The sequence below is a fragment of the Bizionia sp. M204 genome (assembly GCF_023205095.1).
Classification (GTDB): Bacteria; Bacteroidota; Bacteroidia; order Flavobacteriales; family Flavobacteriaceae; genus Algorimicrobium; species Algorimicrobium hallyeonense.
Genome location: NZ_CP046242.1, coordinates 2,745,593 through 2,770,613 on the forward strand (window position 1 = coordinate 2,745,593; position 25,021 = coordinate 2,770,613).

Genomic DNA, 25,021 nt, shown 5'->3' on the forward strand with positions numbered 1-25,021 from the left:
TTTGTTTTGTAAAAACATGTTTTAATTTAAGTAGGTTAAGCCACAAACCTAAAACTTATATTTTACTTTTATACTACGTAGTTCTACGTAATTTTTGGTTTTCGATGACATGTAATGTGTAAAAGTGAAGTTTATGGCCATAAAAAAAACAGCCTGAATTTTCGTTCAGGCTGTTTTTATTTGAAATTTTATCAGTTTGATAAATCCGTTGGCACAACATTTTTCCTAGTACCTTCATAAATCATGGGTAACATATAATAAGTTATTTCATATTTACCTGTTGATGAATTAAACTTACCCTTCCGTTTTTCAATCAAAAAAATCTTTTTCTTCAAACTTAATTCGTTGTGAACTTGCCAAAATTTCTTGTCTTTAGTTAGATCTGAAATAGAAATATAATTGATGGAATCAATAGATATTTCTTTACGAATATCTTTTAAAGAATAATATGCCACGTTTCCTAAAGAATCAATGCCTTTCAAATTAATTATATTGAAATTATAATAATCTGTCAAGAAACGTTTGTCCTTACTTTGTATAGCGAAACCGACTCCTATATCACCACTATCATAACGATTACCATAAATAGGGTTTTCTAGTATTAAATTTAATGTATCATTTTGACTATAAAAACTTTGAAAATAGAGACCAAAAAGAACTAAAAAAACAAATTTCATTTTAATGAGCTTTATGAGATTGTTATTACCTAGTATTAAAATAGGATTAGATTCGCTAAATCTGCGATTTCCTTTTTTTCAAAGGGATTATTTTACATCCTATAAATCCATTCCGCAGGATTGACCGTTTTTGTTTCTTTAAAAACACTAAAACTCAAAATGGTTTCGCCGTTGGCTGGATTAGTAAATACTTCGCCAACGGGTTGCTTGGTGCTTACCTTATCGCCCTTTTTTACATATATTTTGGCCATATTAGAATAGGCTGTAATATAATTACCATGCTGAATTAATAAGGTTGGGTTTCCGTTTTTGGAGGAAATAACACGCAATACTTCGCCATTAAAAACAGCCCGTACTTGGGCATTTTTTTCGGTAGCAATACGGACGCCTGTACTTTGTATCATAACACTTGGCACCAATGGAGACGGTTGTTTTCCATAACGGACTTTAACAACCCCTTTTTCAACAGGCCATAATAATTTACCTTTATTAGAAACAAAATCTTTGGCTAAAGCTGCTGCTTCTGGTGTTAAGGCAAAACCACTAGATGCGGTTGTTTTTTTCCCCGCTTTTTTGTTGGATGCGGCAATAGCTTCGCGAATAATTTTTTCTATCTCACGATCAATCTGATCAGCTTCACGTTGCTTTTTCTTTATTTGAGCGGTATAATTCGTTAAATTTTGAGTTATAGAAGCCATTAACTCCCTATGCTGAACAAGCTCCTTTTCTAGTTCACGCTGTGCAACGCGGTTTTCTTCAATCAGCTTTTGTTTGTCCGCTTTTTGCCTTAATAAATCGGTGTTGGTTTCTTGAAGTTCTGCGGTTTTGGCTTTTATAGATTCGCCTTGCTCCTTCTGGTAATTAGCATACTGATTTAAATATTGAACACGTTTATAGGCTTGCTTGAAATTAGTGGACGATAATAAAAACATCACGCGACTTTGCTCACTTTTGCTTTTGTACGATGTTTCAATCATTTTGGCATAACTGGCTTTTAGTGTTTCCAATTCATCCCGTAATTCGGTAATTTTATTTTGATTGTCGTTTATTTCTCGCGTTAATAAATTGGCTTGCTGATTGGTAACCTGAATGAGATTTTTACGCACATTTACGCGGTAATTCACATCTTCAATCAACGATATTTGCGATTTCTGTTTGGTTTTATCCTTAAACAGTAACTCGTTAATTTGTTTAATTTCGGTACGTAAAGCTTGCCTACGCTCTTCTAATTCCTGTTGCTTTTTACTTTGCGAAAAGCCTAAAACAGACATCAAAAGAAATCCTAATACTAGAGAATATGTTTGCGTTGGTTTTATCATGATTACTTTAAGTCAATTTTATCAAATCCTGAAGGAATTTTAAACGGAAATCGTACTTCTTCATTCAAACTAACCGATTTTATTTCCAATTCAATAATGGTTTCATCGTCACCTTCCAAAGCTATTATTTTTAATTGTTCTGGTAAACTTTGTTTATCAATAATTTGATAATTTAAATAATCGACTTGCAAAAATCGGGATTCTCTTGGTTGTTGCAACTGTTGGGAATTCATCTTAAAATGAGATGCATTAACAATATAAAACAACTCGAAAAGCGCTATTTGTTCTTTGGGTTGAAACAAATACGCGTCTTCATAAATAGACATGTTATAGTTGTTTTTATCTAAATTGAAAATGGCATTACCTAAGAGTAAATTCTGGACTTTATGGTAATCCAATTCCGTACCTAACAAATCACTTAAATAACTAAAATCGCCATCAAAATACGTATTATCCAGTTTGTTATAAAACTGCACTTTTTCTGGCGTTATCATCACTCGAATTAAGTTTAAAGCCGAATTTATCCAAATGGTTTTATCCGCTTCCATACGCAAATTTACCGTATGTGTTTGTGACTTGGTGCCTTCCGTATAAACCACACGAACTTTGGCTTGCATGGTTTTAAAATCAGGTGTACTTTTTTGATGTGCTTTTAAAACATCTTTTTTGGAAAGTGTTAAATTGGCTTCACCAGACGTTAGTGTGGCGGTTGACTTACAACTCATAACCACCAAAAATAAGAGCGTTACGAGCCATGAAATATGACGTGTTTTATTCATTAATTGGAGGACTCTAGTTGTTGGGCTTTATCTATAAACGTTTTTGCCTTGTTTGTATTGTTTAATTGGGTGTGTGCTATGCTTAATTGTTTGTAGAAATCGGCTTGCATTTTGTTGTCATCAATAATATAATCTAGACCCATTTCTAACGTTTCTATGGCTTCTTTTGGTTTTTTAAGTTCGTTTAAGGCCACACCATTAACCAAATAGAAAATAGGTTGCGATGGATATTTATTTAATGCCGAAGCACTCATGGTTTGCGCTTTTTCGTAGTCTTTTAAATCTATGTGAAGCAATAAAATATTTCTGGTAATCCCAAAGTTATCAGAATCTTTTTCCAATGCTTTTTGGTAATACGATAAGGCTTTGTCTTTATCCCCTTTTTTAAGATAATATTGCGCAACTTCCAATGAGGATGTTCCTTTTTTATCTTCGGTAACAAGAGCTGTAGCTTCAATTAAATCGGCTTCATATTCTGGATTTTCAGAAACAAAATTTACAAAATCTGATAACACCATCATTTTTGCTTCTGGTTTTATTTGTGGACTTTGAATAACTATTTTCATAGACGCAATTGCTTCTTCTGCATTATTTTCTTCGACATAAAACTTGTACAGTGCCAAATGTGCTAATTGCGAATTGGGTTTAACTTCTAATAGTTTTTTAGCGGTTTCAAAGGCTTTATCTTTTTCGTTATTTTCACTATAGCGATAAATTAACGCTAGATAATTGGTTTCGTCATCTGGATTACCTTCCACACGATCTTCCAAATTCTCTATTTGTTCTTCTTTTTTACCGGTAATTTCATAAATCTGATTTCTTATGACATCTCGTGTCATGGAAATGCCAAGTTCGGCATCCATTTCATCCAAGACTTTTAACGCATTTTTATAGTTTTTGGTTTTAACGTATAGGGTTGCTAAATCTTCTTTATAATCTGGATGATATTGCACCAGTTGCTTCACGACTTTTATGGCTTTGTCATAATCGTCTTGTTGGGCGTACACTTCATAAAGTTCATCCAAATACCACTCGTTATCGGGTTCCATTTTAACGGCATCTTTAAGCGCATCTTCTGCAGCGCCAAAATTTTTAAGCTTGTTATAATTTTTTCCTAACTCGTAATAGTAAACGGATTTAGAATCGTCTAATTCAATACACTTAAGTAGCGCTTTTGCCGCCCGATCATAGTTCTCAATCCCTTTTTGTTTTAAGGCCTCAAAGAAATACTCTTGCTGTAAATCTTCTACATCACCTAAATCATCTTGATTGATTTTATTATAATCTATTTGTGCATAGTTTGTCTGCGGTATGCATAACATTCCGAAGAAAAAGAAAACTATTTTTAACTTTTGTTTCATTTGTGAGATTCTTCACGATGTTCAGAATGACAATTCAAAATTTACTCCAAAACCGAATAATCACCGATACTTATTTTGCTGAATTCGCCATTAAAAGTTACATGATTTCCAATCATAGCTTCGTCTAAATTAGCATTTTTTATAGAGGTATGATTCTGAATTAAGCTATTTTTAACGGTTGATGCTTCAATAGTACAATTATTTCCAATAGATACATTTGGGCCAATAGTAGAATCCTTAAGCACAACATTTTCACCAATAAAACAAGGTTGAATGATTTTAGAGTTTTGAATTTTTAAATCGGATGCTATTAATTCCTCGCCATCTTTTTCTAAAAATCCTAGCATGCGTGCGTTTGTTTCAACGGTAACAGCTTTATTTCCGCAGTCCATCCACTCCTCCACTTGACCTGTTTTAAAGACTTTTCCATCTGCCATCATACGTTTAATACCATCGTTAATTTGATATTCGCCACCATTAACAATATTATTATCTAATACGAATTGCAAGGCTTCTTTTAAAACGCTGACTTCTTTAAAGTAGTATATGCCAATAACGGCTAAATCGCTCACAAAGAACTTTGGTTTTTCAACCAGCTCAACGATTTCTTTATTATCATTCAGTTTTACAACTCCAAAGGCTTCAGGTTTATCTACTTTTTTAACCCAAATAACCGAATCTGCTTCTTGATCTAGTTTAAAATCGGCACGAATTAAGGTATCAGCATACGCAATAACGGTTGGTCCCGATAAGGAGTCTTTAGCACACATAATGGCATGACCTGTCCCTAACGGTTCATCTTGACGGTAAATAGATGCTTTGGCGCCTAAAGAGGCTGCTAAAGCTTTTAAACTGCTAATAACATCATCACCAAACCATGCAGCATCGCCTAATACAAAGGCAATTTCTTCAACGGGTTGGTTTAAAACTTTTACAATATCTTTTACCAATCTGTGAACAATAGGTTCTCCAGCAACGGGTATTAATGGTTTTGGTACTGTTAAACTATGTGGCCGCAAACGAGAACCTCGTCCTGCCATGGGTACTATTATTTTCATAATTAAGCCTAAACCACTCTAATGAAGTGGGGATTTTTATTAAAAATTTGTTATTATAACTGCCTTTCGCCCTAAAAGCGATAAGTTATTATGTCTTTCTGTTTTTTAACTCCCTCTAGGGAGCATTATGGTGGGCTTATTTAGTCCCTGTACTTCCAAAACCACCTGCTCCTCTATCGGTTTCAGATAATTCATTAACGGTCATCCATTCGGCACGTTCGTGTTTGGCTATGACTAATTGTGCTATACGTTCGCCATTTTCTATAGTAAAATCTTCGTTGGAAAGATTGACAAGAATTACGCCAATTTCGCCACGATAATCGGCATCAATAGTTCCTGGTGCATTTAAAACCGTAATTCCTTTTTTAGCCGCTAATCCGCTGCGTGGTCGTACCTGCGCTTCAACACCCACTGGCAACTCTATAAAAAGACCAGTGCCAACAATGCTTCGTTCTAGAGGTTTTAAAACTCTAGACTCTGATAAATTGGCTCGTAAATCCATTCCAGCGGAAGCTATGGTTTCATAGTGTGGTAATGCGTGATTAGATTTGTTGATTATTTTAATTGTCATGTTATGATTTTAATAATTGCTTAATATCTTTTCGTTCTGATATATAAACGATTCCCAAAAATACTAAAACTAAAATAGTACTCACGTAGTAATTCTCATTAAATCTATAATATGAAACAGCTGAAATTACGGTTGATAGCACTAAATAACTCCCAATTCTCATAATATCATAGGGAACAGGATAGTGTTTTTTTCCTATTTGGTAAGAGACTAACATCATACTTCCATAGGCTGCTAAAGTTGCCCAAGCTGATGCCATAAACCCAATACGCGGAATCATTAAATAGTTAAAAGCAATTGTTATAATAGCGCCTATTAATGAAAAATACATTCCATATCGCGTTTTATCCGTAAGCTTATACCAAATGGCTAAATTGAAATAAATACCTAAAAACAAGTTTGCTAAAAGTACAATAGGAACAATATCTATAGCAATCCAATAGGATGGATCACTAACAATGAGTTCTTTAAAAATATTGAGAAAGGCGACCGTAAATACAAACATTAAGCTACCACAAATAACAAAGTACTTCATGATTTTGGCATAGGTTTCCTTGGCATTTAGCTCTTTAGCATGGTTAAAGAAAAAAGGTTCAGCGCCCAATCGGAACGCTTGAATAAAAATAGTCATGAATACAGCAATTTTATAACAACCGCTGTAAGCGCCATTTATAGATTTACCAAGGAGTTCTGGCAATAACCATTTATCAAAATTCTCATTGATGACGTAGGCTAATCCTGCTACCATAATAGGCCAACCATAATTAAGCATTTGCTTGAAAATAGTTTTACTGAATTGTAGCTTTGTTTTAAAGAAGTAAGGTGCTAGTAATAAAAGTGTTGTTATACTAGCACACAAATTAGCTATGAAAATATACTGCACCAAATCATTAGCGTTGTAACCAGGAAACGATATATTAAATTTAGGTATTACCCAAAGGAAAAAATAATTTAATACCACGTAAACGGCAATATTGGATAGTTTAATGGCTGTAAATTTAATAGGCCTTCCTGTGGCTCTTAAATAGGCAAATGGCGCAACAACAAGCGCATCTAAAGCTAGCACACCAATTAACAAATTAAAATACGTTTGGTTTAAATTAACCAAGTCTGCCAATTGCTCATTAAAAATAACCACAGCTATTAGAAACAAAATAGTGGTTACTGTCAAACTAATAAGCGTTGTTGAAAACACTTTATCTTTTTCTTTGCTTATATTAAAAAACCTAAAAAAAGCAGTTTCCATCCCGTATGTCAATAATACATTGAAAAAAGCGGCATAAACATAAAAGGTTGTATTGTCAGAATAGCTAGAAGTAACTAGTTTACTAGTATGAAGTGGTACTAAAATAAAATTCATGAGTCTGGGCAGGACTGTTGCCAAACCATAAATAATTGTATCCTTAAAGAAGGTTTTTATAGTACCCAAGTTTCCATATTTGAAGTGCTAAATATAGGGTTTTAATATAGGACTTGCAACGCATTCAGGAATCATCACTTCACGTGTTTTTTAAACGTATTATAGTTCTTTTTTTATCATGTTAGGATATTCAAAATACTTAACCTCTCCATTTTCAATATACGTAATGACACATGTGTTCTCACCAAAATTAAACCGGTTATTGGGTAGCTGTATTGGGATATTGCCATATTCATCATTTTGGTTTTCACTCATAATCAAATCTGCTTCATCGGTTGATGATGTTTGAATACTAGCAAAATACCCTGTTTTACCGACTTGAATTTTAGCAATAAAACCCTTAAAGTAAATACGGCTTAAAGTTACTTGGTTCTTGTTTTCCGAAATTGTTATATAGATATGATAGCCTGAATCATTGCCATTAATATCTGAAATCCAAGGCTGAAACTGAACCGTTTCAACTACAAATGAAGCTTTATTTTGAAACACCAATTCCGTATTTGGAACTTTAGATTTTGAAACGGAGCAACCTATAGTAACAATGCCACATAAAAAAACAAATACAATAGGGTAGCGCATGATCATTAATTTGATGTTAAATTTTAATAATCAAATATATAAAATAAAAAATGGCACCATAAAAAAGACCTTTCCAACTTTGAGTTGGAAAGGTCTAATATAAAATTTAAAAAAATTAAGCGCTAAAAAGAATCTTAATTATTCAAGGCCTCTGCTTTTCTTGAAATTTGACTCTGCTATCGCTTCGTCTAATTATTCAAGGCCTCTGCTTTTCTTGAAATTTGACTCTGCTATCGCTTCGTCTAATTATTCAAGGCCTCTGCTCCTCCAACAATTTCTAAAATTTCATTAGTAATAGCAGCTTGACGGGCTTTGTTATATGTTAATTTTAATTGATCACGTAATTCGGTAGCGTTATCTGTTGCTTTATGCATAGCGGTCATACGCGCACCATGTTCTGAAGCAAAAGAATCTCTAATACCCTTATACAATTGTGTTTTTAAAGATTTTGGAATCAACTCTTCAACGATTTCAACTTTTGAAGGTTCAAAAATATACTCTAAGGTTACGTTGTCATCTTTCTCAATAGGTACAATTGGTAAAAATTGTTCCACCATGATTTCTTGAGTTGCTGCGTTTTTAAACTTGTTATAAACGATTTCAATTTTATCAAACTCTCCTTCAGTAAACATATCCATCAAACGTGTGGCCACATCGGCAACGTTATCAAACGTTAAATCGTCATATAATTCACTGTAATTACCAATAACAATCTGTTTTTTAGAAAACGCATCATTTGCCTTTTTCCCAATTGCTAAAACTGAAACGTTTTTACCAGCGTATACATTGGAAATCAAGTGTTGTGTTTGCTTTATAATATTAGAATTAAAAGCACCACACAAACCTCTGTTTGACGTAACTGATACAATAAGAACATTATTTACTTCACGTTGCTCTGAAAATTTACTTCCAGAATCCGCATCTAAAGTTGCACTTAAATCTTGTAAAAGTTCCGTTAACTTATCTGCATAAGGACGCATTGCCGTAATAGCATCTTGTGCCTTCTTTAATTTTGCAGCCGATACCATTTTCATGGCACTGGTAATCTGCATCGTGGAAGATACTGATGATATTCTGTTACGTATTTCTTTTAAGTTTGCCATTTTTTCCGCTCCTAACCTCTCAAATGGAGAGGGATTGATTAGTTAAACTATATGATAATTTTCTAATCCTTCTCTTTAGTAAAGAGAAGGATTAAAATTTTTTACTTTCTATATTTCGCTGATAAATCTTTAGCTACTAATGTTAAGGTATCTGTAACTTCATCAGTTAATTTTCCAGCTTTTAAGGTTGCTAACACATCACTGTGTTTTGCTCCCAAAAACTCTAAATAATCACGTTCAAATTCTTTTACTTTTTCAACAGGAACGTCTTTTAATAAGTTTTTAGATCCCGCATAAATAATAGCTACTTGATCTTCTACTTTAAACGGATCGTTTTGTGCTTGCTTTAAAATTTCAACGTTACGCTTACCTTTATTAATTACATTTAAAGTAACAGCATCTAAATCAGATCCAAATTTAGCAAACGCTTCTAATTCACGATATTGTGCTTGATCTAATTTTAAGGTACCAGATACTTTTTTCATGGATTTAATCTGTGCGTTACCACCAACACGTGATACAGAAATACCTACGTTAATTGCTGGACGAACACCAGAGTTAAATAAATCTCCATCTAAGAAGATTTGACCATCTGTAATAGAAATTACGTTTGTTGGAATATATGCTGAAACGTCTCCTGCTTGTGTTTCAATAATTGGCAATGCTGTTAAAGAACCACCACCTTTTACCATAGGTTTTAACGTGTCTGGCAAATCGTTCATTTCTTTAGCAATATCATCATTATTAATGATTTTTGCCGAACGCTCTAATAATCTTGAGTGTAAGTAGAAAACGTCACCTGGATACGCCTCACGTCCTGGAGGACGACGTAATAATAACGATACCTCACGGTATGCTACAGCTTGTTTTGATAAATCGTCAAATACAATTAAAGCGGGTCTACCAGTATCTCTAAAATACTCTCCAATAGAGGCTCCCGTAAATGGTGCATATACTTGCATGGCTGCAGGATCTGATGCATTTGCAGCAACTATAGTGGTATAAGCTAAAGCACCTTTTTCTTCTAAGGTTTTAGCAATAAGTGCTACTGTTGAAGCTTTTTGACCTACAGCAACATATATACAATATACAGGTTCACCTGCATCGTAAAATTCTTTTTGATTTAAGATAGCATCAATACAAACGGCTGTCTTACCTGTTTGTCTGTCACCAATAACCAACTCACGTTGACCTCTACCAACTGGAATCATAGCATCAATTGCTTTAATTCCTGTTTGTAATGGTTCTGTTACTGGCTCTCTATAGATAACACCTGGTGCTTTACGCTCTAAAGGCATTTCATAAGTTTCACCTGTAATAGGTCCTTTTCCGTCAATAGGGTTTCCTAAAGTATCTACAACACGACCAACAATACCTTCACCTACCTTAATAGATGCGATACGTTCTGTACGTTTAACTGTAGAACCCTCTCTAACTCCTACTGAAGTTCCTAATAATACGATACCTACGTTATCTTCTTCAAGATTTAGTACAATACCTTCTAATCCACCTTCGAATTCTACTAATTCTCCGTATTGTGCATTTGAAAGTCCGTAAGCACGTACAATACCATCACCTACCGTTAATACAGTTCCTACTTCGTCTAATGATGCACCTGCATCAAAATTTGAAAGTTGTTGTTTTAAGATTGCTGATATTTCAGCTGGTTTTACTTCTGCCATCTTTATTTAGATATTAGACGTTAGATTGTTAAGGTGTTGCCACCTATTCCAACGCTGCTTAATTTAATTTCCTATTTTAATATTTATTCCCGAGCCACTATTACTTGACTCTTCCTTAATTATCACTGTATTTGTTGATGCATTTAATCTATCCGAATATGGTGTTCCATATTTTTCTACTAAACGCTTTACTCTTTCTGAATTTAAAGAACCATCCTCATTCACCACATTTCCTTTGTAAATATCTGAAATGATATTTTTTTGTGTTCTTTTCCCGATTTCGTATTTCTTATCCTCTCCTAAAAATATAACTTCAACATAAACTAATTTTCCATTTGGATTAGAAGCAGTAACTGGTTCTGCTCCGTTTATATAAATCGTTTTTAAAAAGATTATCTCTTCTTCATTTTTATTATACAAAGAACAAACCGCATCAAAAGTTCCACAATCAACATAGGTTAACCAAGCAACTTTATCAATTAAAACTTCTCCGTTTTTTAACTTGACCTTTTGAGCATTCGCACTGAAGCCCATAAAGATACATGATAAAAATAGAATTGTTTTAATAGCTTTCATCAGTTTTAGTTAATGGTAAATTCTCTTTTTAATTTATTCAATTTGCTTGCCACACTTGCATTGTATTGCACATCGCCAACACGTAAAATAAAACCACCTAAAATGCTTTCATCTACTATATTTTTAACCGTTACAGCTTTGTTAGATAATTCTTTAATTTTAGCTAAGACTTTTAATTCAATATCTTCAGTAATTGGCACTGCCGTTGTTACAGTTGCAGACTCTTTATTGTTTTGAATATCGAATAAATCTGTATACTTATTAGCTACAGCTTCAATTAAATCTAAACGCTTGTTAGCATCTAATACTTTAAAAAGCTCCTGCGTAATTGTATTTACTTGTGGAAATACCTGAGATAAGATTGCTTTTTTATCATCAGATTTAACAACGGCATTTCTAATAACCTCATCCAGATTTTGATTATCCTTAATAGTTTTAGAAATTAAAACCATATCCGCATTAATAGCATCAGCCACCTGTTTTTCAGTTGCTAAACTTAATACTGCTTTTGCGTAACGTATTGCTGCTCTTGTTCCTGCCATTTTAATGCCCACAACGTGGGTTACTTTTAATTATACTTATCTAACCAAACACACAAATTTTGCGTGGTGTACCAATTAGTTTAATGTTGCTTCACCTAACATAGACTCAACCAATTTCATTTGCTTGTCTTTGTTAGATAATTCTTCACGAACCACTTTTTCCGCGATTTCAATGGATAAAGTTGCCACTTGCATTTTTAATTCTGCAATGGCTGCTTTCTTTTCATTTTCAATAGCTTCTTGTGCACTTACAACTAGCTTATTTGCTTCTGTTTGAGCTTCAGTTTTCGCGTCTTCAATCATTTTTGATTTCATTTCACGCGCTTCTTTAAGCATCATTTCACGCTCTAAACGTGCTTCTTGCAATAATTTTTCATTATTAGCTTGAAGATTTTGCATTTCAAGTTTTGCATTTTCCGCAGATTCTAAAGCTGTTTGGATGCCGTCCTCTCTCGTTTGAAGAGCATCTAGAATTGGCTTCCAAGCAAATTTTCTCATTAATAAAATTAGTATTAATAAGATTAGGGCTTGCATAAAAAATAAGCCTACTGAAAAATCATTTAATAAAGATTCCATACTATATAGATTACTTAAATTCTCTTTTGTTTAATTTAAAACAGTTTCTGCAACCAACCGTTGCAGAAACTTGTTTTTTACTTTTTAGGAAATTATGATGGATTTCCTAAGATTAACGCACCAAAGGCTAAACCTTCTAATAAGGCTCCGATAATGATCATTGCAGTTTGAATTTTCCCTGCTGCTTCTGGTTGACGAGCAATACTTTCCATTGCTTTTCCTCCAATTTGACCTAAACCGATACCTCCACCGATTACGATTAATCCTGCTCCAATTAAATTGTACATACTAATTTGGTTTTTATAATTATTAATTAAACAAATTCTTTTTAATGAGCGTCGTGTTCCTCCACAGCCATACCAATAAATAAGGCTGACAGCATGGTGAAAATAAACGCCTGTAAAAACGCTACTAAAACTTCAATTACCATAATAAATAAGGTTAACGCTAAAGACATTCCTGTAGAAACTGCAGGTCCGAATGACGCTTTTAAAGTTATCATTAACGCAACTAAGCTCATTACAATAAAGTGGCCTGCAGTAATATTTGCAAACAAACGTACTAATAATGAAAACGGCTTAATTATAAGAAAACCAACAAGCTCTATTACGGCTAAAATTGGTCTTAAAATATAAGGTACTCCTGGCATCCATAAAGTATGTGCCCAAAAATCTTTACTACCACTGAACAAATAAATAATCATGGTGAAAATAGCCAAAGAAGCGGTAACAGCTATTTGTCCTGTTACATTAAAACCTAAAGGCGTTAAACCTAACATATTTAATATCCAAATAAAGAAAAATACGGTTAATAAAAAGCCCATAAACTTGCGGTACTTTTTCTCACCAATATTTGGACGTGCTATTTCATCACGAACATAAATTACTAAAGGCTCTAAAGCCCGGGATACACCTTTTGGAATACCATTGCCTTTTTTATAACCTCTAGCTAAACCACCAAACAGTAACAACATGATTATTCCTGTTATAATCATTCCAAAAACACTTTTAGTAATTGAAAAATCGATTACTTTACTAGCGTTTGTTGGATGGTGCTTGTCATCAAAATTCAGTGCTGTTGCACCATTTTCTAATTCGTAAATTTTGGAGTGGTATTTTACAAGTTGCGTATCACCTTTATTAACAATAACGGTTCCGTTATCATCATGATGAAAGGCCGAAGACATAAAGGTTTTCAATCCATTGCTAGTCCAAACAATAACAGGTAACGGGAAACCGTAGTGAACTCCCGTTTCATTATTGGTAAATAAATGAAAATCATGAGAATCCTTAAGGTGATGGGCAATATAATCACTGATTTCGTCCGGTGAATCAATTAAATTGTTTGCTGTGTCGTCATTTTGGGCGGATACCGAAAACGACGTTAATGCTAAAACGAATACTACTAATAACTTGATAGATTTTTTTGCTACCATCATATTTTTTCTAACTAATGAAATTTATTCTTCGTAAATTTTGTGCAAATGTACGGAATAATTTAAAAAACCAAACCCTTTTTTAGTTTAGTTTTTTAAGGTTACATTAAAACAGAAAAAGTAGTTTTATTCTTAATAACTATTTGCTATTTAACAACTTTGCAATTGCCGCTGCTTCTATCATTAAAAAAAGAAATAAGGGAATTACCAAAGCTATGCGATCGTTTTGAGTTAAAGCATCATTTTTAAAAACAGAAGATTGAAATATGAGTACAAATGCACCTATCTTAAAAAACATGAGCATGAGATAGGAATAGCCGGCTTGGTTGGGTAAATTTTCAGCAACTATTTCTACCATTATATAAATAATAACAACGGAAATTACATGAAATATATACACATTGAATAAGGAGAAACTTAATTCCGAATGTAATAAACTGCTGTGAATACCATAGCTTAATCCAAATACAGCAAGGACCAAAATAATTACAAATACAATACGCTTAATCATCAGAATCTTTATTGGTTATTTTTAGGACTTGATAAATAACCGAAAACATAGCAATAGCAACGGATATCAAGGTTATAATTTTATAATATAATTTATTATGATTGTCAAATTTAACATCTAACCATCCACCTAGTAAACTTCCTAAATAAATAATTAAACCCATTTGTATAGCAATGGTCGTAAACCGAATATACTTATTCAGCGGTTTATTAGGCTTTTTGTTTGGTGGTTTTTTCGCGCTCACTATTTTGAATGTCTTTTGTTGCTCCTTTCATGGCGCAGTTAACGTTAAATGTAGCTCCTGGCTCAACGGCTAACTTACCTAAAGTTACATCACCTTCAATATGTGCAGTGCCTTTTAGGGTTAGTGTACCGGAAAGTGATAATGTACCCGAAAATTTTCCTTCAAAATAAGCATCCGTACCGGTTATATTACCCTTTACAAAACCTGTTTTTCCAACAACAATTTTTCCAGGCGTTTTAATACTGCCTTCCACGGTTCCATCAATCCGGAAATCGCCTTCACTTTCTAAATCACCAACCATAGTAGTGCCTTGGGCTATTAAATTTTGGCTGGAAGTGATTTCGAGATTTGTTTTACTTTTTTTGTTCTCTGAAAACATGACTATTTATTTTTTGGGGTTTAATTGACTGCTAAATATGCATCCATATTTTTATGGATTTGTAGGGTTGCATAGTTCGTTGACGAAATAGCAAAATGTTGGTGTCGTATTTTGTCTTTTTTCTTTTCTTCTAATGATGCTGCATACCCTAAAGCGCCTTCCTTGCTTGTTAAACCATGAATGATAACAAAGGTGGTTTCAGGGTTATAGACATCAACCGAAACGGATAAATCAAAAACATTAACTTGATCTGTTTCTTTTTTAAGTTTGGTTACAAATTCAGAAATTGCCTTTTCGTTTGCCGCATTGAAATAATACACAACTTTGTAATTGGTTTCATCTGGATTTTCAACAAAATCAGTACTGCTTATTTTTGGCAACAAATTATCAACAATGTCTTGTGCTTGAGCACCTTCTTCCGTATTGGCATAATTGTAAGCTACAAAAGTCATAGCTTTACTATAGGCTTCATATCCATATAAACGACCTGTAGCCCGTGCCTTTAAGAGCTCGAATTTAGGTACTAAAGCTTCCCCTTCAAATATAGAAATATAGCGATCTGCTTCATTAATAACCGCTTGATATTGGTGGTTTTCTAAAGCTGTATACAGATTTTCATAAACACTTTCTGGGCTGCTATCATCTTTTGCCAAAGCCGAATCTGGATTTTTTAAAATGGTAGCATATCGCGACTCTGGATAATTAGCAATAATATCGTTTTTAGCAATTTCAGCTTCACCATTCTGACCTTCCAACATATAAATTTTATACAAATTATATTTAGCAGGAACTACTAATTTTTCATCTGGATTAAAGCTTAAAAGCGTTTGGAATTTATCTTTAGACAAACCGTTTTCCTTAAATTTCTCTTTATAAATTAGTCCTAATTGGTAGTATGCACGGTTGCGCTCTTTGGTAATACTATCAATTGCTTTTTTATCCGTTGGTATTTGCGTTAAATAAAATTCTGGATTGAATAATTCATTTTCAACTTCATTTTCAATTAAATCATTAAAAACTTCATTGGTTTTGGATTTGTTGATACTAGACCAACGCCAATTATCTTTTAATTCACGATCTCCCCAATTTTTTCTAAATTCATTTTTACCATAGGAGACGGTTGTTGGGTTATAGAAATAAAATTCAACTGGACCGCCTGCTGCTGGTCCACCCGCTTTTTTTACCATTGAACTTCCTGCGGCAAAGCTATTATTAGTATTTACCTGGATTAAGCCTTGATTACGTTCCCGCTCTTCCTCAAGTGCTTTTTCGGCTTCCGCCTTCAATTTTAATTCTTGGGTGTAGGTTTCAAAATAAGCCGTTCTTTCGTCTGCGGACATGGCAACTAAACCAAGGATGCTATCGTTGGCAATAGCAACATCTTCATAATAAATAACATCTTCTAAATTATCGCGTTTACGTTTGATGATTCGGTATGGCTTGCTATTCATTTTCATGTTTAGCATGGTGCTATCATAATAAGCACCGGCAATTTTATATTCGGTATAATCGAAAAAGATATCACCTAGATTTTCATAGTCTTTAGAAACCAATATTTTATCTGTTGGATTGGTGCGTAATGACTTGTTATAAAACTCAACTGCCAAGGAATCAGAACCATTTTTTAAATGATATTCACCAATCTGATAATAAATTTTACTTAAAAAAGGCCGGTTTTCACGATCATCCTCTAGCTCATATAGTAGTTCAATTAAAGCTTGTTTATCACCTTCTGTAAAATCGAAATTACGTGCTTTCCCAACATAAGCCGCAATGCGGTAAGGTCTTGGCGTTTTTCTATTCAGTTCTATAACCCGATCAAAAGCAATATTTGCGCTATCGGTTTTATTAAGTCTATTGTATAGTTGGGCCTGAATGAATCTGTAGCGGCCGCGTTCATCATTGTTTTTGGTATGTTGTGCAGCAATATCTATTTGCCAAACAGCACTATCTAAAGATTTTGTATTAATATAGGCTTGGGCCAACATGGCAGTGGCGTCTGCTAAATCCTGACCTTCCAATTCCACTTGATACATTAAACGCTTTAAATTGGTAATAGCCAATTCTTCATTTTCTAAACGAATGTTTGTTTTTTCACGCCATATTCTGGCTTGATTAATTTTATCACTCGCCGGATATTTATAAAGAATGTAGTTAAAAGCTTCTAATGCTGGTATAAAACGTTGATCAAAATAACGCGCTTTCCCCAACAGTAAATAGGCTTCATCAATTTGCGGATTTTTTTCTTTTCCGCCAATATTCATTCCATGTTTCTGAACGGCTTTAATTGCTTTTTCTTCAGCACGTTCAAAATCTTGATTTTTACTTTGACCAGGGAGCATAATTTCTTCCGAAATCTGCATGCGTTCTATAGGTAGAATTTCCCAAAAATTATCATCATAGGAATCGTTTACCCCTTTTTGGCCACTTTCTAATGCTAAATATCCGTTGTAAAGGATGTTGTATTTTGTAGACATGGCATGCATGTTCCTACTCACAAAAGAATCTTTCTTGCGTGAACAACTAGTAAGTACTAACGTAATACTAAATAGAAATAGGATGATTCTGAAAGTGGTCTTCAACGTTGATTGTGTTTAATTATACATAACTAAAAACAGCTATATATATTATGTATTGCCGTAAAAATAAGCATCTTTTTGAATAATTATAAAAAAAGAGCAGACTTTTAAATAGTTTCTGTTCCAGCAAAGTGCGCTTCTAATTCTTTTAAAGTAGCTGCACTGGTTTTTAAATCCTTTACAACTTCGCCTTTTTCTAGTACCACTATGCGTTCGCATACATCAGTAACGTGCAATAGATCGTGACTAGAAATTAATACGGTAACGCCTTTGGTTTCGGCTAAATCTTTAATAATTCCCTTTAAACGAATTTGCGTTGTTGGATCTAAATTAGCAAACGGTTCATCTAAAATAATAACTTCTGGATTTCCAATTAAAGCAGCAACAATGCCGGCTTTTTTCTGATTTCCTTTACTCAAATCGCGTAAATATTTTTTCTGATTTAATATTTCGCCGTGGAAAAAATCTTCAAATTGCGATACTAATGCATCCACATCCGATTTATTCTGACCGCGTAACTCGCCAATAAAATAGAAATATTCTTCCGCTGTTAAATAACCTATTAAAAATGTTTCATCAATAAAGGCGGATGTAAAGGGTTTCCAATCTTCGCTTTCATTAACTAATACATTATTGTTTTTAATATAGCCTGTTGTGGGTTGAATTAAATCCAGTAGCAAACTAAAATAGGTGGTTTTTCCAGCACCATTATTCCCTACTAAACCAAAACTTTGACCTTTTGGAATTTCCAAGGAATCTATGTGTAGAACCTGAATATCATTATATTTTTTTGAAAGATTTGATGTAATTATCATGGGTAATTATAATTAAATGTTTGATTATTTTTTTTCACTAAACGCAGCAATAGTTTTATATTTTCCATCTTGGTAAACGTTTTCAATTTTTCGTAAAAAGAAGTTTTTGAAAACAATTCCTACCACGCCACTCAAGGCTAAAACTAATATGCCAGTTTCAAAATTTACTAATTTATAAGGGATATAAAATAAGCCCATTGGCAGTAAAAATTTAGGTAAAGCAATCAACATTTGCGTTGGATTAAATCCGTTGGTATTACTAAACGCTTTTGCTTTTGTGTTGAGCTCTACAGGCATTCTATTTAGAGCGCCGCCAAAAAGCGTTAGAAAAGAATTTAATCCAATATTAAACAAAGCACCAGCGGCTATCATCCCGAAAATATCCCAGCCAAAATAAATATATGGTGTACTTAAAACAAAGGAAATAGCTACGGCTACCACCATTAAATACCATTTGGATTCTAGGTATTGACGATACGGAATATTCTGACTCATCAGCATTTTGTAATACTCGCTATCCCATGACGGTACGAGTTGACCGAAAGTCATTAGAAAACCACCTGTAATAAACATCGAGGCAAATGCTAAAATAGCCGGCATTTCTCTATACATGTCTTGTGTGTAAAAAATAAGGCCATAAAACAAAAACATGAAAGACATCATCATAGTTTGTTTTGGTCGGGCATTTCGCCAAATTAATTTAATATCATTCTTTAAAAATGGAGCAATGCTACCAAATCTATCAAACCACGATAAATCTGTTGCTTCCACCACTTTAACTTTTTTAGAAACAGCATCGTCTAAATAAAATCCTTTTTTAACATATTTAAAGTTCAATTTATATAAAAGGACTAATAATGCTAAAGGAATAATAGCTAAATACGGTTGATTATACAGAGTATTAAATGCAATACCTATTGGTTCTGATGCCGCATAAATACCATAAAACTCCAAAGCAACTAATCCTAATAATAAAGGTGCAGCAATGTAAAATACGGTATTACTTTTATTAACTAAAAAGTTTAAAAAATTTATGGATAATGTTAAGAATATAATAGATAAAAACCAGCACAACACATTTATTACCGGATAGCCTTTTACTAATAAAACAATGCTAAACGGTAAAAACAAAAACAGCGATAAGAAGTTAAAAAATGAGAGCGTGGTTTTACCTAATAAATAGTGAATTACTGTATCTCTTTTAATAGGAATAGTCATTAAGGGCTTTACATTCAGAACGGGCAATTGCTGCAAAAAATAGCGTATGAGTAGTTCAAATAAAAACCAATAAATTAAAAAATTATTAATTGTTACAATCGGATCTATTTCTGGAATGGCTTTTTTAGCAATAAAAAACATGCCAACTCCCATAAATAAAGCAATTCCGCCAAAGTATAATGCTCCTAAAATGAGGAATATTTTTATAACAAGTCCTTTTTGAAAATAGGATGCCCTTTTAAACTGTTTCCATTCGAGGCTTAAAAATTGTTTAATCATTTTTATTAGTTTGTTGAAACGTGATTTTTAATTGGTGTGCTTTTGTGCAATCTGTCCGACTTCCATTCCCCAACTCTGACCTAACATCATCCCTTTTTGAGTAAGTACACTTTGTTTAGATGCTAGTTTTTTACCTAAATCGGTTTTATAGAAAGCTACTAATTCTTCAATTTCATCTTTGGTAAATTCTTCCATGTATATGTCGGCTAATTGGCTATACAACTTATCAAGTGTGCCATTTGCTTCCTTTGTAAAGGCTGCTTTGTTTGCTTCTGGAACCATAGCTCCTATTTGAGCAATGGCATCATGAAAAGCACCAGTGGCTCCTGTTAGTCCAATAAATTCTATGGTTTGTTGTTTAAATTCGGATGGCTCTTGAGCCGAAATAGAAAGGGTTAAAAATAAGGCAAGTACTGAAAATAGTGTTTTCATAAAAATTGGTATTGATTAATTATAAGTAGCAAAAAAATACAATTTGTTACATGGCATATTCTGGATAGGTTTCTTGAAGATGAAAAGTAGCATTTTTTGGTAAAATAATAGCGGTTATGTAGGTTAAATTATAATTCCTGCCGAAGAAATTGAATATAATACGGGTTAAAAACTGAAAGCATCAAATTTTTAAATAAATTTCAGCAATTATAAGTTAAAAATCAAAGGCTTCACTATTTTTGTAAAAAATCAAAATATGTCACACTTTCATACACTTTCCGTTAAAGAACTTCATAGAGAAACAGACAAATCGGTTACCGTTAGTTTTCAGGTTCCTGACCACTTGAAGTCGGTTTACCAATTTCAAGCTGGTCAATATATTACATTGAAAACAAACTTGAATGGTCAGGAAGTCCGTCGTGATTACTCCTTGTGTTCCTCACCAAAAAGTGGCGAATTAAAAGTGGCCGTGAAAGAAGTTAAAGACGGAACCTTTTCCGCTTATGCTAATAATGATTTAAAAGTTGGCGACCAATTAGAAGTAGCACCACCAAAAGGTCGTTTTGTTTTTGAGCCCAATGATAAGAAAACAAAAAACATAGCCTTGTTTGCAGCAGGTAGCGGAATTACACCCGTTTTGAGCATTATAAAATGTGCGCTGGAAGAAGAAGTTCACAGTCAAGTTATTTTGGTTTATGGCAATAAAACCACGCAAAACACCATGTTTTTAAACGAATTGTTGGAATTACAACATACGCATAAAGACCGTTTTACCATACAGTTTGTGTTTAGCCAAGCCGATGAAGCCGACGCCATTTTTGGTCGTATTGAAAAAAGTACCGTGAATTATGTCATGAAAAACAAACATAAAAGTATTGAGGTGGATGCCTTTTATTTATGTGGACCTGAAGCCATGATTCATGCTGTAAAAGATGTTCTAGCCGAACATGACATTCCAAAAGAACGCATTCATTTTGAATTATTTAAAGCAGCAAAACCTACGGAAGATAGTGCTTTAGGTGTTATACCAGAAGGAAAAACGCAAATTACGGTTGTTGTTGATGATGAAGAAACAACGTTTGAAATGAGCCAGAAGCAAACCGTTTTAGAAGCCGCTTTAGATGAAGATTTAGATGCACCATATTCCTGTCAAGGTGGTATTTGTAGTAGTTGTTTAGCGCGAATTACCGAAGGTGAAGCAACCATGCGTCAAAATAATATTTTAACTGATAGTGAAGTTGCCGAAGGCTTAATTTTAACCTGTCAAGCACATCCTACCACGCCGACTTTGAAGGTGGATTATGATGATATTTAGATAAAGCTTACGCTCTCCTTCGGACTTTTCTCCCAAAGAGAGAGTTTAGAGGTTTATAAATTGAATAAAAATTTCTATTCAGAACTTCGAGTGTCAATGTGTAACTCTGTAAAATAAAGTAGCTTTCATTTGAAACAATTATAATAAACTACCTTAAAACAGTCCTCACCTTTTCAACAACCCTTTCAACCGGAACACTTCCAGCAGCATCCTTATAATCGTCTGGATATTTGTTGCCATAAATTGATGTTGGAATTTTTGGGTATAGTTTTCTATCCGCTACCAAGGCATAATCAGCTGGTTGATTAAAAGGTGCAAACCCAGCAAACGGATGCGTAACTCCCCAAATGGTCACCACGTTTACGCCAAGCATAGCTGCTAAATGCGCATTTCCAGAATCCATAGAAAGCATGACGTCTAAATTGGAAATAACATCCAACTCTTCATTAAATGATAATTTTCCCGCCATGTTAATAATACCATCTGCTTCAGACTCCAAATAATTCAACACTTGAACTTCTTTTTTTCCGCCTCCAAATAATAAAACCTGATAGTCTTTAGACAATTCTTTAATAACCTGCTCCATAAGTTCCAATGGATATTTTTTACCTTCATGAGCCGCAAAAGGTGCAATACCAATGCGTTTCTTATTGGTACTACCTATTATTCTTGAAACATTAGGGTTTAAAGCTTCTGGAATTGGGTAATTTGGTTTACTTAAATCTAGAGGGAAACCTAATGTTTCAAACACATCTGCATAACGTTGATGTGTGGTTTTTAATGGTTCAAAAATTTTGCCTTGGGTAAGTTCCTTTTTGGCTTTTCGGCCTTTATCAACAGTGGCTACTTTCGGCACACCAAGCAATGGTTTTAACACTTTAGTTCGTAGCACCTTGTGTAAATCGGCAATGGCATCGCAGTTTTCTTTTTTTAATTCACGAGACAATTTATACAAACCCACGAGGCCTTTATGTTTGTTTTTTACATCTGCAGGAAACACGGTTACGTTTTTTAAATCGCGGAACAATGGCGCAAAAAATGCACGTGTTAAAACGGTAATTTTAACACTGGGATATTGTTGGGTAAACGCACGTAGCACAGGAACCGTCATAGCAACATCGCCCATGGCGGAAAGTCGGATAACGAGTATGTGTTTGGGTTTGGACATTTATAAAACCATTAACCTTTCGACTGCGCTCAAGGTGACAAACTAAATTTAGATGTTTATTTTTGAGAACGCAACACCGGATTCAGTTCATCATCATTATACATCTTCATTTGCTTGTATACTTTCATGTATTTATCGCCTTTTTCAATATCTGCTAACAAGGTGTCTATCGCTGTAGACAGGTCTACACGTTGTTCCAATAATACATTTAGTTTGGTTTGGCAAGCAGCCAAATGCGCATCAGTAGCATCCGTACGTGTTGCTTCTTCGTGCATATGGTACACTTTAAGCGCTAAAATGGACAATCTATCAACACCCCAAGCTGGACTTTCTGTGTTAATTGTTGCATCATCTTTTGGTGTTACATTTTTATACTTTTCAAGGAAATAGCTGTCAATATACTCTACCATATCCGTTCTATCCTGATTAGAAGCATCAATTTGACGTTTCAATTTCAAGGCAGCCACGGGATCAATTTGTGGATCGCGAATAATATCTTCATAATGCCATTGCACAGTATCTATCCAGCTTTTTCTATATAATAAATGTTCTAAAGTCTGCGAATCTTTATCATACGGATTACTAAAAGGTTGATCTACCGTATTAACAACATGATAGGTTTCAATAACGTCTTGGAATATTTTATTGGCTTTTTCTGAAAACATAATATAAAAATTTTGAAACACAAATATAAACCTATTTATTAACTTTACAGTTCAAAACAAATCCAAAACACGATGCATATCCATAATATTTCGCTTGAAAATTCTATTTTAAATTCCTTTATTTCAGAAATGCGTGATATTGACATTCAAAAAGATCCCATGCGGTTTAGACGTAATATTGAACGTACTGGTGAAATTTTAGGCTATGAATTAAGTAAATCTTTAAATTATAAATCTGTCAACATTCAAACACCTTTAGGTACTGCCGCCGAATTTATATCTACTGATAACATTGTATTATGTTCCATTTTACGAGCAGGTGTTCCGCTGCATAACGGTTTATTAAATTACTTTGATAAAGCTGAAAATGCTTTTATTTCGGCTTACAGACATCATAAAAGTAAACCTGAAAGTTTTGAAATTATTGTCGAGTATTTGGCATGCCCTAGTTTAGAAGGTAAAACACTTATTTTGGCAGACCCCATGTTAGCAACGGGTCAATCCATGGTAGCAACCTTTGAAGCTTTAAAGCCCTTTGGGAAACCTAAGGCCGTGCATTTGGTGAGTGTTATTGGTGCTCAAGAGGGTTTAGATTATGTGTCTAAACATTTTGACGCAGACGCACATTTATGGATTGCCACCGTAGATGAAAAACTAACTGATAAAGGCTATATTATGCCAGGATTAGGTGATGCTGGCGATTTAGCCTTTGGCGAAAAACTACAGCACTAAACTGGCAAGGAGCCCCACTATTAAAAGCCATATTAAGACCTCGCGAAACCATTTTTCAGGAACTAATTCAATATAATTAGTAACAATAAGTGCCAAAGGAGCTATTAAGAAAATAAACTCTGCTCCCGATTTTTCTGGTGAAATAATAATAATTACTAGCGCTATAAAAGCCGTAAAAAGTATGAGCAAATATGACGGTCTATAGCTTTTAGATTGGTTTTTAATTGTCCTTAAATAATAAAATAAAGACCAAATAAAATAAGAGAAGTATATGGTTGCCGCAATAATAATTTGACGATTATTCAACATACTGAAATCGAAATTTTTCCCTCTTTCAAACCGATCTACATACGCCCAAAAATCGATATTAAATACTATTAATATGGCATAGGTAAGTATAGCGACTAAAAGCACACCAATAAATGGAATGATCCAATTCTTAACATCTGTAATCCCATATAAAAAAAGCGCCGCAAACAGCACGATAAAAAATAACGAGCTCCAAAAAAAGAGCAGGGTTGCTAATGAGATCCAGATGGTAGCATCCAGAATTTTTTTCTTATTATCTTTTTTAGAGCGCAAACTCACAATGCGTCGCAGTGCTAACAATATAAACAGATTGGCAATTACTAACTTGGTATTTAAAAATGTCTGGAACATTAATACCATAAACAGTCCATAAAATAAGAGATTGTAACTATTCTTTTTGGATAATCTATTCTTACTGGTAAAAAAATCGAATATAAAAAGCGATAGTACACAAACACCAAATAGAGCGAGTTGCTTCAGGACAAACACCGTATTAAATTCAGGGTGCACCCTGAATTTAGCCAGTAAAAAACCGATAAACAATACCATACTCATAATAACAAAATGAATAGGTTTCGCTTTTCTAAAGAATTTTGAAATCATACAGCTAGGAGAAAATCACTTCTACAGATTTATTGATTGTGGTAAATTACTAATATTCTCTTCAAATTATTGAAATTTAATTTGAAAAAGGTGT

27 protein-coding genes are annotated in these 25,021 nt (G+C 33.8%); 2 read left to right on the forward strand and 25 right to left on the reverse strand.

The genetic code is table 11. From position 1 onward, the window contains the following. Positions 1 to 191: 191 nt before the first annotated feature. From GMA17_RS12700 to GMA17_RS12805, 22 genes are all read right to left on the reverse strand, one after another. Positions 192 to 677 carry a hypothetical protein gene (locus GMA17_RS12700; RefSeq protein ID WP_248396763.1) on the reverse strand — a complete coding sequence of 162 codons (486 nt, stop codon included), beginning with the start codon at positions 675 to 677 and terminating at the stop codon, positions 192 to 194. Between the two features lie 92 nt (positions 678 to 769). Then, positions 770 to 1,996 (reverse strand): murein hydrolase activator EnvC, encoded by a 1,227-nt coding sequence (locus GMA17_RS12705; protein WP_248396765.1) that lies wholly within the window; start codon positions 1,994 to 1,996, stop codon positions 770 to 772. Positions 1,997 to 1,998: 2 nt separating this feature from the next. Beyond that, positions 1,999 to 2,775: a DUF4292 domain-containing protein gene (locus GMA17_RS12710; RefSeq protein ID WP_248396767.1), complete on the reverse strand. Its 777-nt coding sequence runs from the start codon at positions 2,773 to 2,775 to the stop codon at positions 1,999 to 2,001. Beyond that, on the reverse strand, positions 2,775 to 4,136 hold the full coding sequence (locus GMA17_RS12715; protein WP_248396769.1) for a lipopolysaccharide assembly protein LapB: 1,362 nt from the start codon (positions 4,134 to 4,136) through the stop codon (positions 2,775 to 2,777). The genes GMA17_RS12710 and GMA17_RS12715 overlap by 1 nt, the downstream gene beginning before the upstream one ends. A 41-nt stretch (positions 4,137 to 4,177) precedes the next feature. Beyond that, positions 4,178 to 5,194 (reverse strand): sugar phosphate nucleotidyltransferase, encoded by a 1,017-nt coding sequence (locus GMA17_RS12720; protein WP_248396771.1) that lies wholly within the window; start codon positions 5,192 to 5,194, stop codon positions 4,178 to 4,180. 136 nt (positions 5,195 to 5,330) lie between these two features. Beyond that, a complete protein-coding gene (gene dut / locus GMA17_RS12725; protein WP_248396773.1) occupies positions 5,331 to 5,765 on the reverse strand; it encodes a dUTP diphosphatase in 435 nt (144 codons plus the stop codon). 1 nt (position 5,766) lies between these two features. Beyond that, positions 5,767 to 7,194 (reverse strand): oligosaccharide flippase family protein, encoded by a 1,428-nt coding sequence (locus GMA17_RS12730; RefSeq protein WP_248396775.1) that lies wholly within the window; start codon positions 7,192 to 7,194, stop codon positions 5,767 to 5,769. A 90-nt stretch (positions 7,195 to 7,284) separates the two neighbouring features. After that, complete coding sequence (locus GMA17_RS12735) at positions 7,285 to 7,770, reverse strand: hypothetical protein (RefSeq protein WP_248396777.1); 486 nt, start codon at positions 7,768 to 7,770, stop codon at positions 7,285 to 7,287. A 236-nt stretch (positions 7,771 to 8,006) separates the two neighbouring features. Continuing rightward, positions 8,007 to 8,867 carry an ATP synthase F1 subunit gamma gene (gene atpG, locus GMA17_RS12740; RefSeq protein ID WP_248396779.1) on the reverse strand — a complete coding sequence of 287 codons (861 nt, stop codon included), beginning with the start codon at positions 8,865 to 8,867 and terminating at the stop codon, positions 8,007 to 8,009. A 101-nt stretch (positions 8,868 to 8,968) separates the two neighbouring features. After that, a complete protein-coding gene (gene atpA, locus GMA17_RS12745; RefSeq protein WP_248396782.1) occupies positions 8,969 to 10,549 on the reverse strand; it encodes a F0F1 ATP synthase subunit alpha in 1,581 nt (526 codons plus the stop codon). 63 nt (positions 10,550 to 10,612) lie between these two features. Next, a complete protein-coding gene (locus GMA17_RS12750; RefSeq protein WP_248396784.1) occupies positions 10,613 to 11,125 on the reverse strand; it encodes a hypothetical protein in 513 nt (170 codons plus the stop codon). Positions 11,126 to 11,130: 5 nt separating this feature from the next. Continuing rightward, a complete protein-coding gene (gene atpH / locus GMA17_RS12755) occupies positions 11,131 to 11,667 on the reverse strand; it encodes an ATP synthase F1 subunit delta (protein WP_248396786.1) in 537 nt (178 codons plus the stop codon). Positions 11,668 to 11,742: 75 nt separating this feature from the next. Next, on the reverse strand, positions 11,743 to 12,243 hold the full coding sequence (locus GMA17_RS12760) for a F0F1 ATP synthase subunit B (RefSeq protein WP_248396789.1): 501 nt from the start codon (positions 12,241 to 12,243) through the stop codon (positions 11,743 to 11,745). A gap of 92 nt (positions 12,244 to 12,335) precedes the next feature. Beyond that, on the reverse strand, positions 12,336 to 12,530 hold the full coding sequence (atpE, locus tag GMA17_RS12765; RefSeq protein ID WP_248396791.1) for an ATP synthase F0 subunit C: 195 nt from the start codon (positions 12,528 to 12,530) through the stop codon (positions 12,336 to 12,338). 41 nt (positions 12,531 to 12,571) lie between these two features. After that, positions 12,572 to 13,681 (reverse strand): F0F1 ATP synthase subunit A, encoded by a 1,110-nt coding sequence (gene atpB, locus GMA17_RS12770; RefSeq protein WP_248396793.1) that lies wholly within the window; start codon positions 13,679 to 13,681, stop codon positions 12,572 to 12,574. Between the two features lie 136 nt (positions 13,682 to 13,817). Next, the gene (locus GMA17_RS12775; RefSeq protein WP_248396796.1) at positions 13,818 to 14,189 is read right to left on the reverse strand and encodes a DUF6168 family protein; all 372 of its coding nucleotides are present in this window, start codon (positions 14,187 to 14,189) and stop codon (positions 13,818 to 13,820) included. Next, positions 14,182 to 14,352 (reverse strand): AtpZ/AtpI family protein, encoded by a 171-nt coding sequence (locus GMA17_RS12780; protein WP_248396799.1) that lies wholly within the window; start codon positions 14,350 to 14,352, stop codon positions 14,182 to 14,184. Before GMA17_RS12780 ends, GMA17_RS12775 begins: the two co-directional genes overlap by 8 nt. Positions 14,353 to 14,398: 46 nt before the next feature. Then, the gene (locus GMA17_RS12785) at positions 14,399 to 14,812 is read right to left on the reverse strand and encodes a polymer-forming cytoskeletal protein (RefSeq protein ID WP_248396801.1); all 414 of its coding nucleotides are present in this window, start codon (positions 14,810 to 14,812) and stop codon (positions 14,399 to 14,401) included. Positions 14,813 to 14,832: 20 nt separating this feature from the next. Beyond that, on the reverse strand, positions 14,833 to 17,289 hold the full coding sequence (locus GMA17_RS12790; RefSeq protein ID WP_248396803.1) for a hypothetical protein: 2,457 nt from the start codon (positions 17,287 to 17,289) through the stop codon (positions 14,833 to 14,835). 209 nt (positions 17,290 to 17,498) lie between these two features. After that, on the reverse strand, positions 17,499 to 18,206 hold the full coding sequence (locus GMA17_RS12795) for an ABC transporter ATP-binding protein (protein WP_248396805.1): 708 nt from the start codon (positions 18,204 to 18,206) through the stop codon (positions 17,499 to 17,501). 24 nt (positions 18,207 to 18,230) lie between these two features. Beyond that, entirely contained in the window at positions 18,231 to 19,703 is a 1,473-nt protein-coding gene (locus GMA17_RS12800) for a DUF5687 family protein (RefSeq protein WP_248396807.1), read from the reverse strand. A 27-nt stretch (positions 19,704 to 19,730) separates the two neighbouring features. After that, positions 19,731 to 20,135: a DUF2059 domain-containing protein gene (locus GMA17_RS12805; protein ID WP_248396809.1), complete on the reverse strand. Its 405-nt coding sequence runs from the start codon at positions 20,133 to 20,135 to the stop codon at positions 19,731 to 19,733. Between the two features lie 256 nt (positions 20,136 to 20,391). Between GMA17_RS12805 and GMA17_RS12810 the strand changes: the two genes are divergently transcribed. Then, a complete protein-coding gene (locus tag GMA17_RS12810) occupies positions 20,392 to 21,450 on the forward strand; it encodes a ferredoxin--NADP reductase (protein ID WP_248396810.1) in 1,059 nt (352 codons plus the stop codon). Between the two features lie 148 nt (positions 21,451 to 21,598). Here GMA17_RS12810 and GMA17_RS12815 read toward each other — a convergent pair whose 3' ends face one another. Further along, a complete protein-coding gene (locus GMA17_RS12815; RefSeq protein WP_248396812.1) occupies positions 21,599 to 22,618 on the reverse strand; it encodes a glycosyltransferase family 9 protein in 1,020 nt (339 codons plus the stop codon). Positions 22,619 to 22,674: 56 nt separating this feature from the next. After that, positions 22,675 to 23,283: a DUF4254 domain-containing protein gene (locus GMA17_RS12820; protein WP_248396814.1), complete on the reverse strand. Its 609-nt coding sequence runs from the start codon at positions 23,281 to 23,283 to the stop codon at positions 22,675 to 22,677. Between the two features lie 72 nt (positions 23,284 to 23,355). On the opposite strand from GMA17_RS12820, the gene upp reads away from it, so the two are divergent. Continuing rightward, positions 23,356 to 24,015 (forward strand): uracil phosphoribosyltransferase, encoded by a 660-nt coding sequence (upp, locus tag GMA17_RS12825; protein ID WP_248396816.1) that lies wholly within the window; start codon positions 23,356 to 23,358, stop codon positions 24,013 to 24,015. Here upp and GMA17_RS12830 read toward each other — a convergent pair. Next, positions 24,004 to 24,927 (reverse strand): DUF6427 family protein, encoded by a 924-nt coding sequence (locus GMA17_RS12830; RefSeq protein WP_248396819.1) that lies wholly within the window; start codon positions 24,925 to 24,927, stop codon positions 24,004 to 24,006. The genes upp and GMA17_RS12830 overlap by 12 nt on opposite strands. Positions 24,928 to 25,021: the final 94 nt, after the last annotated feature.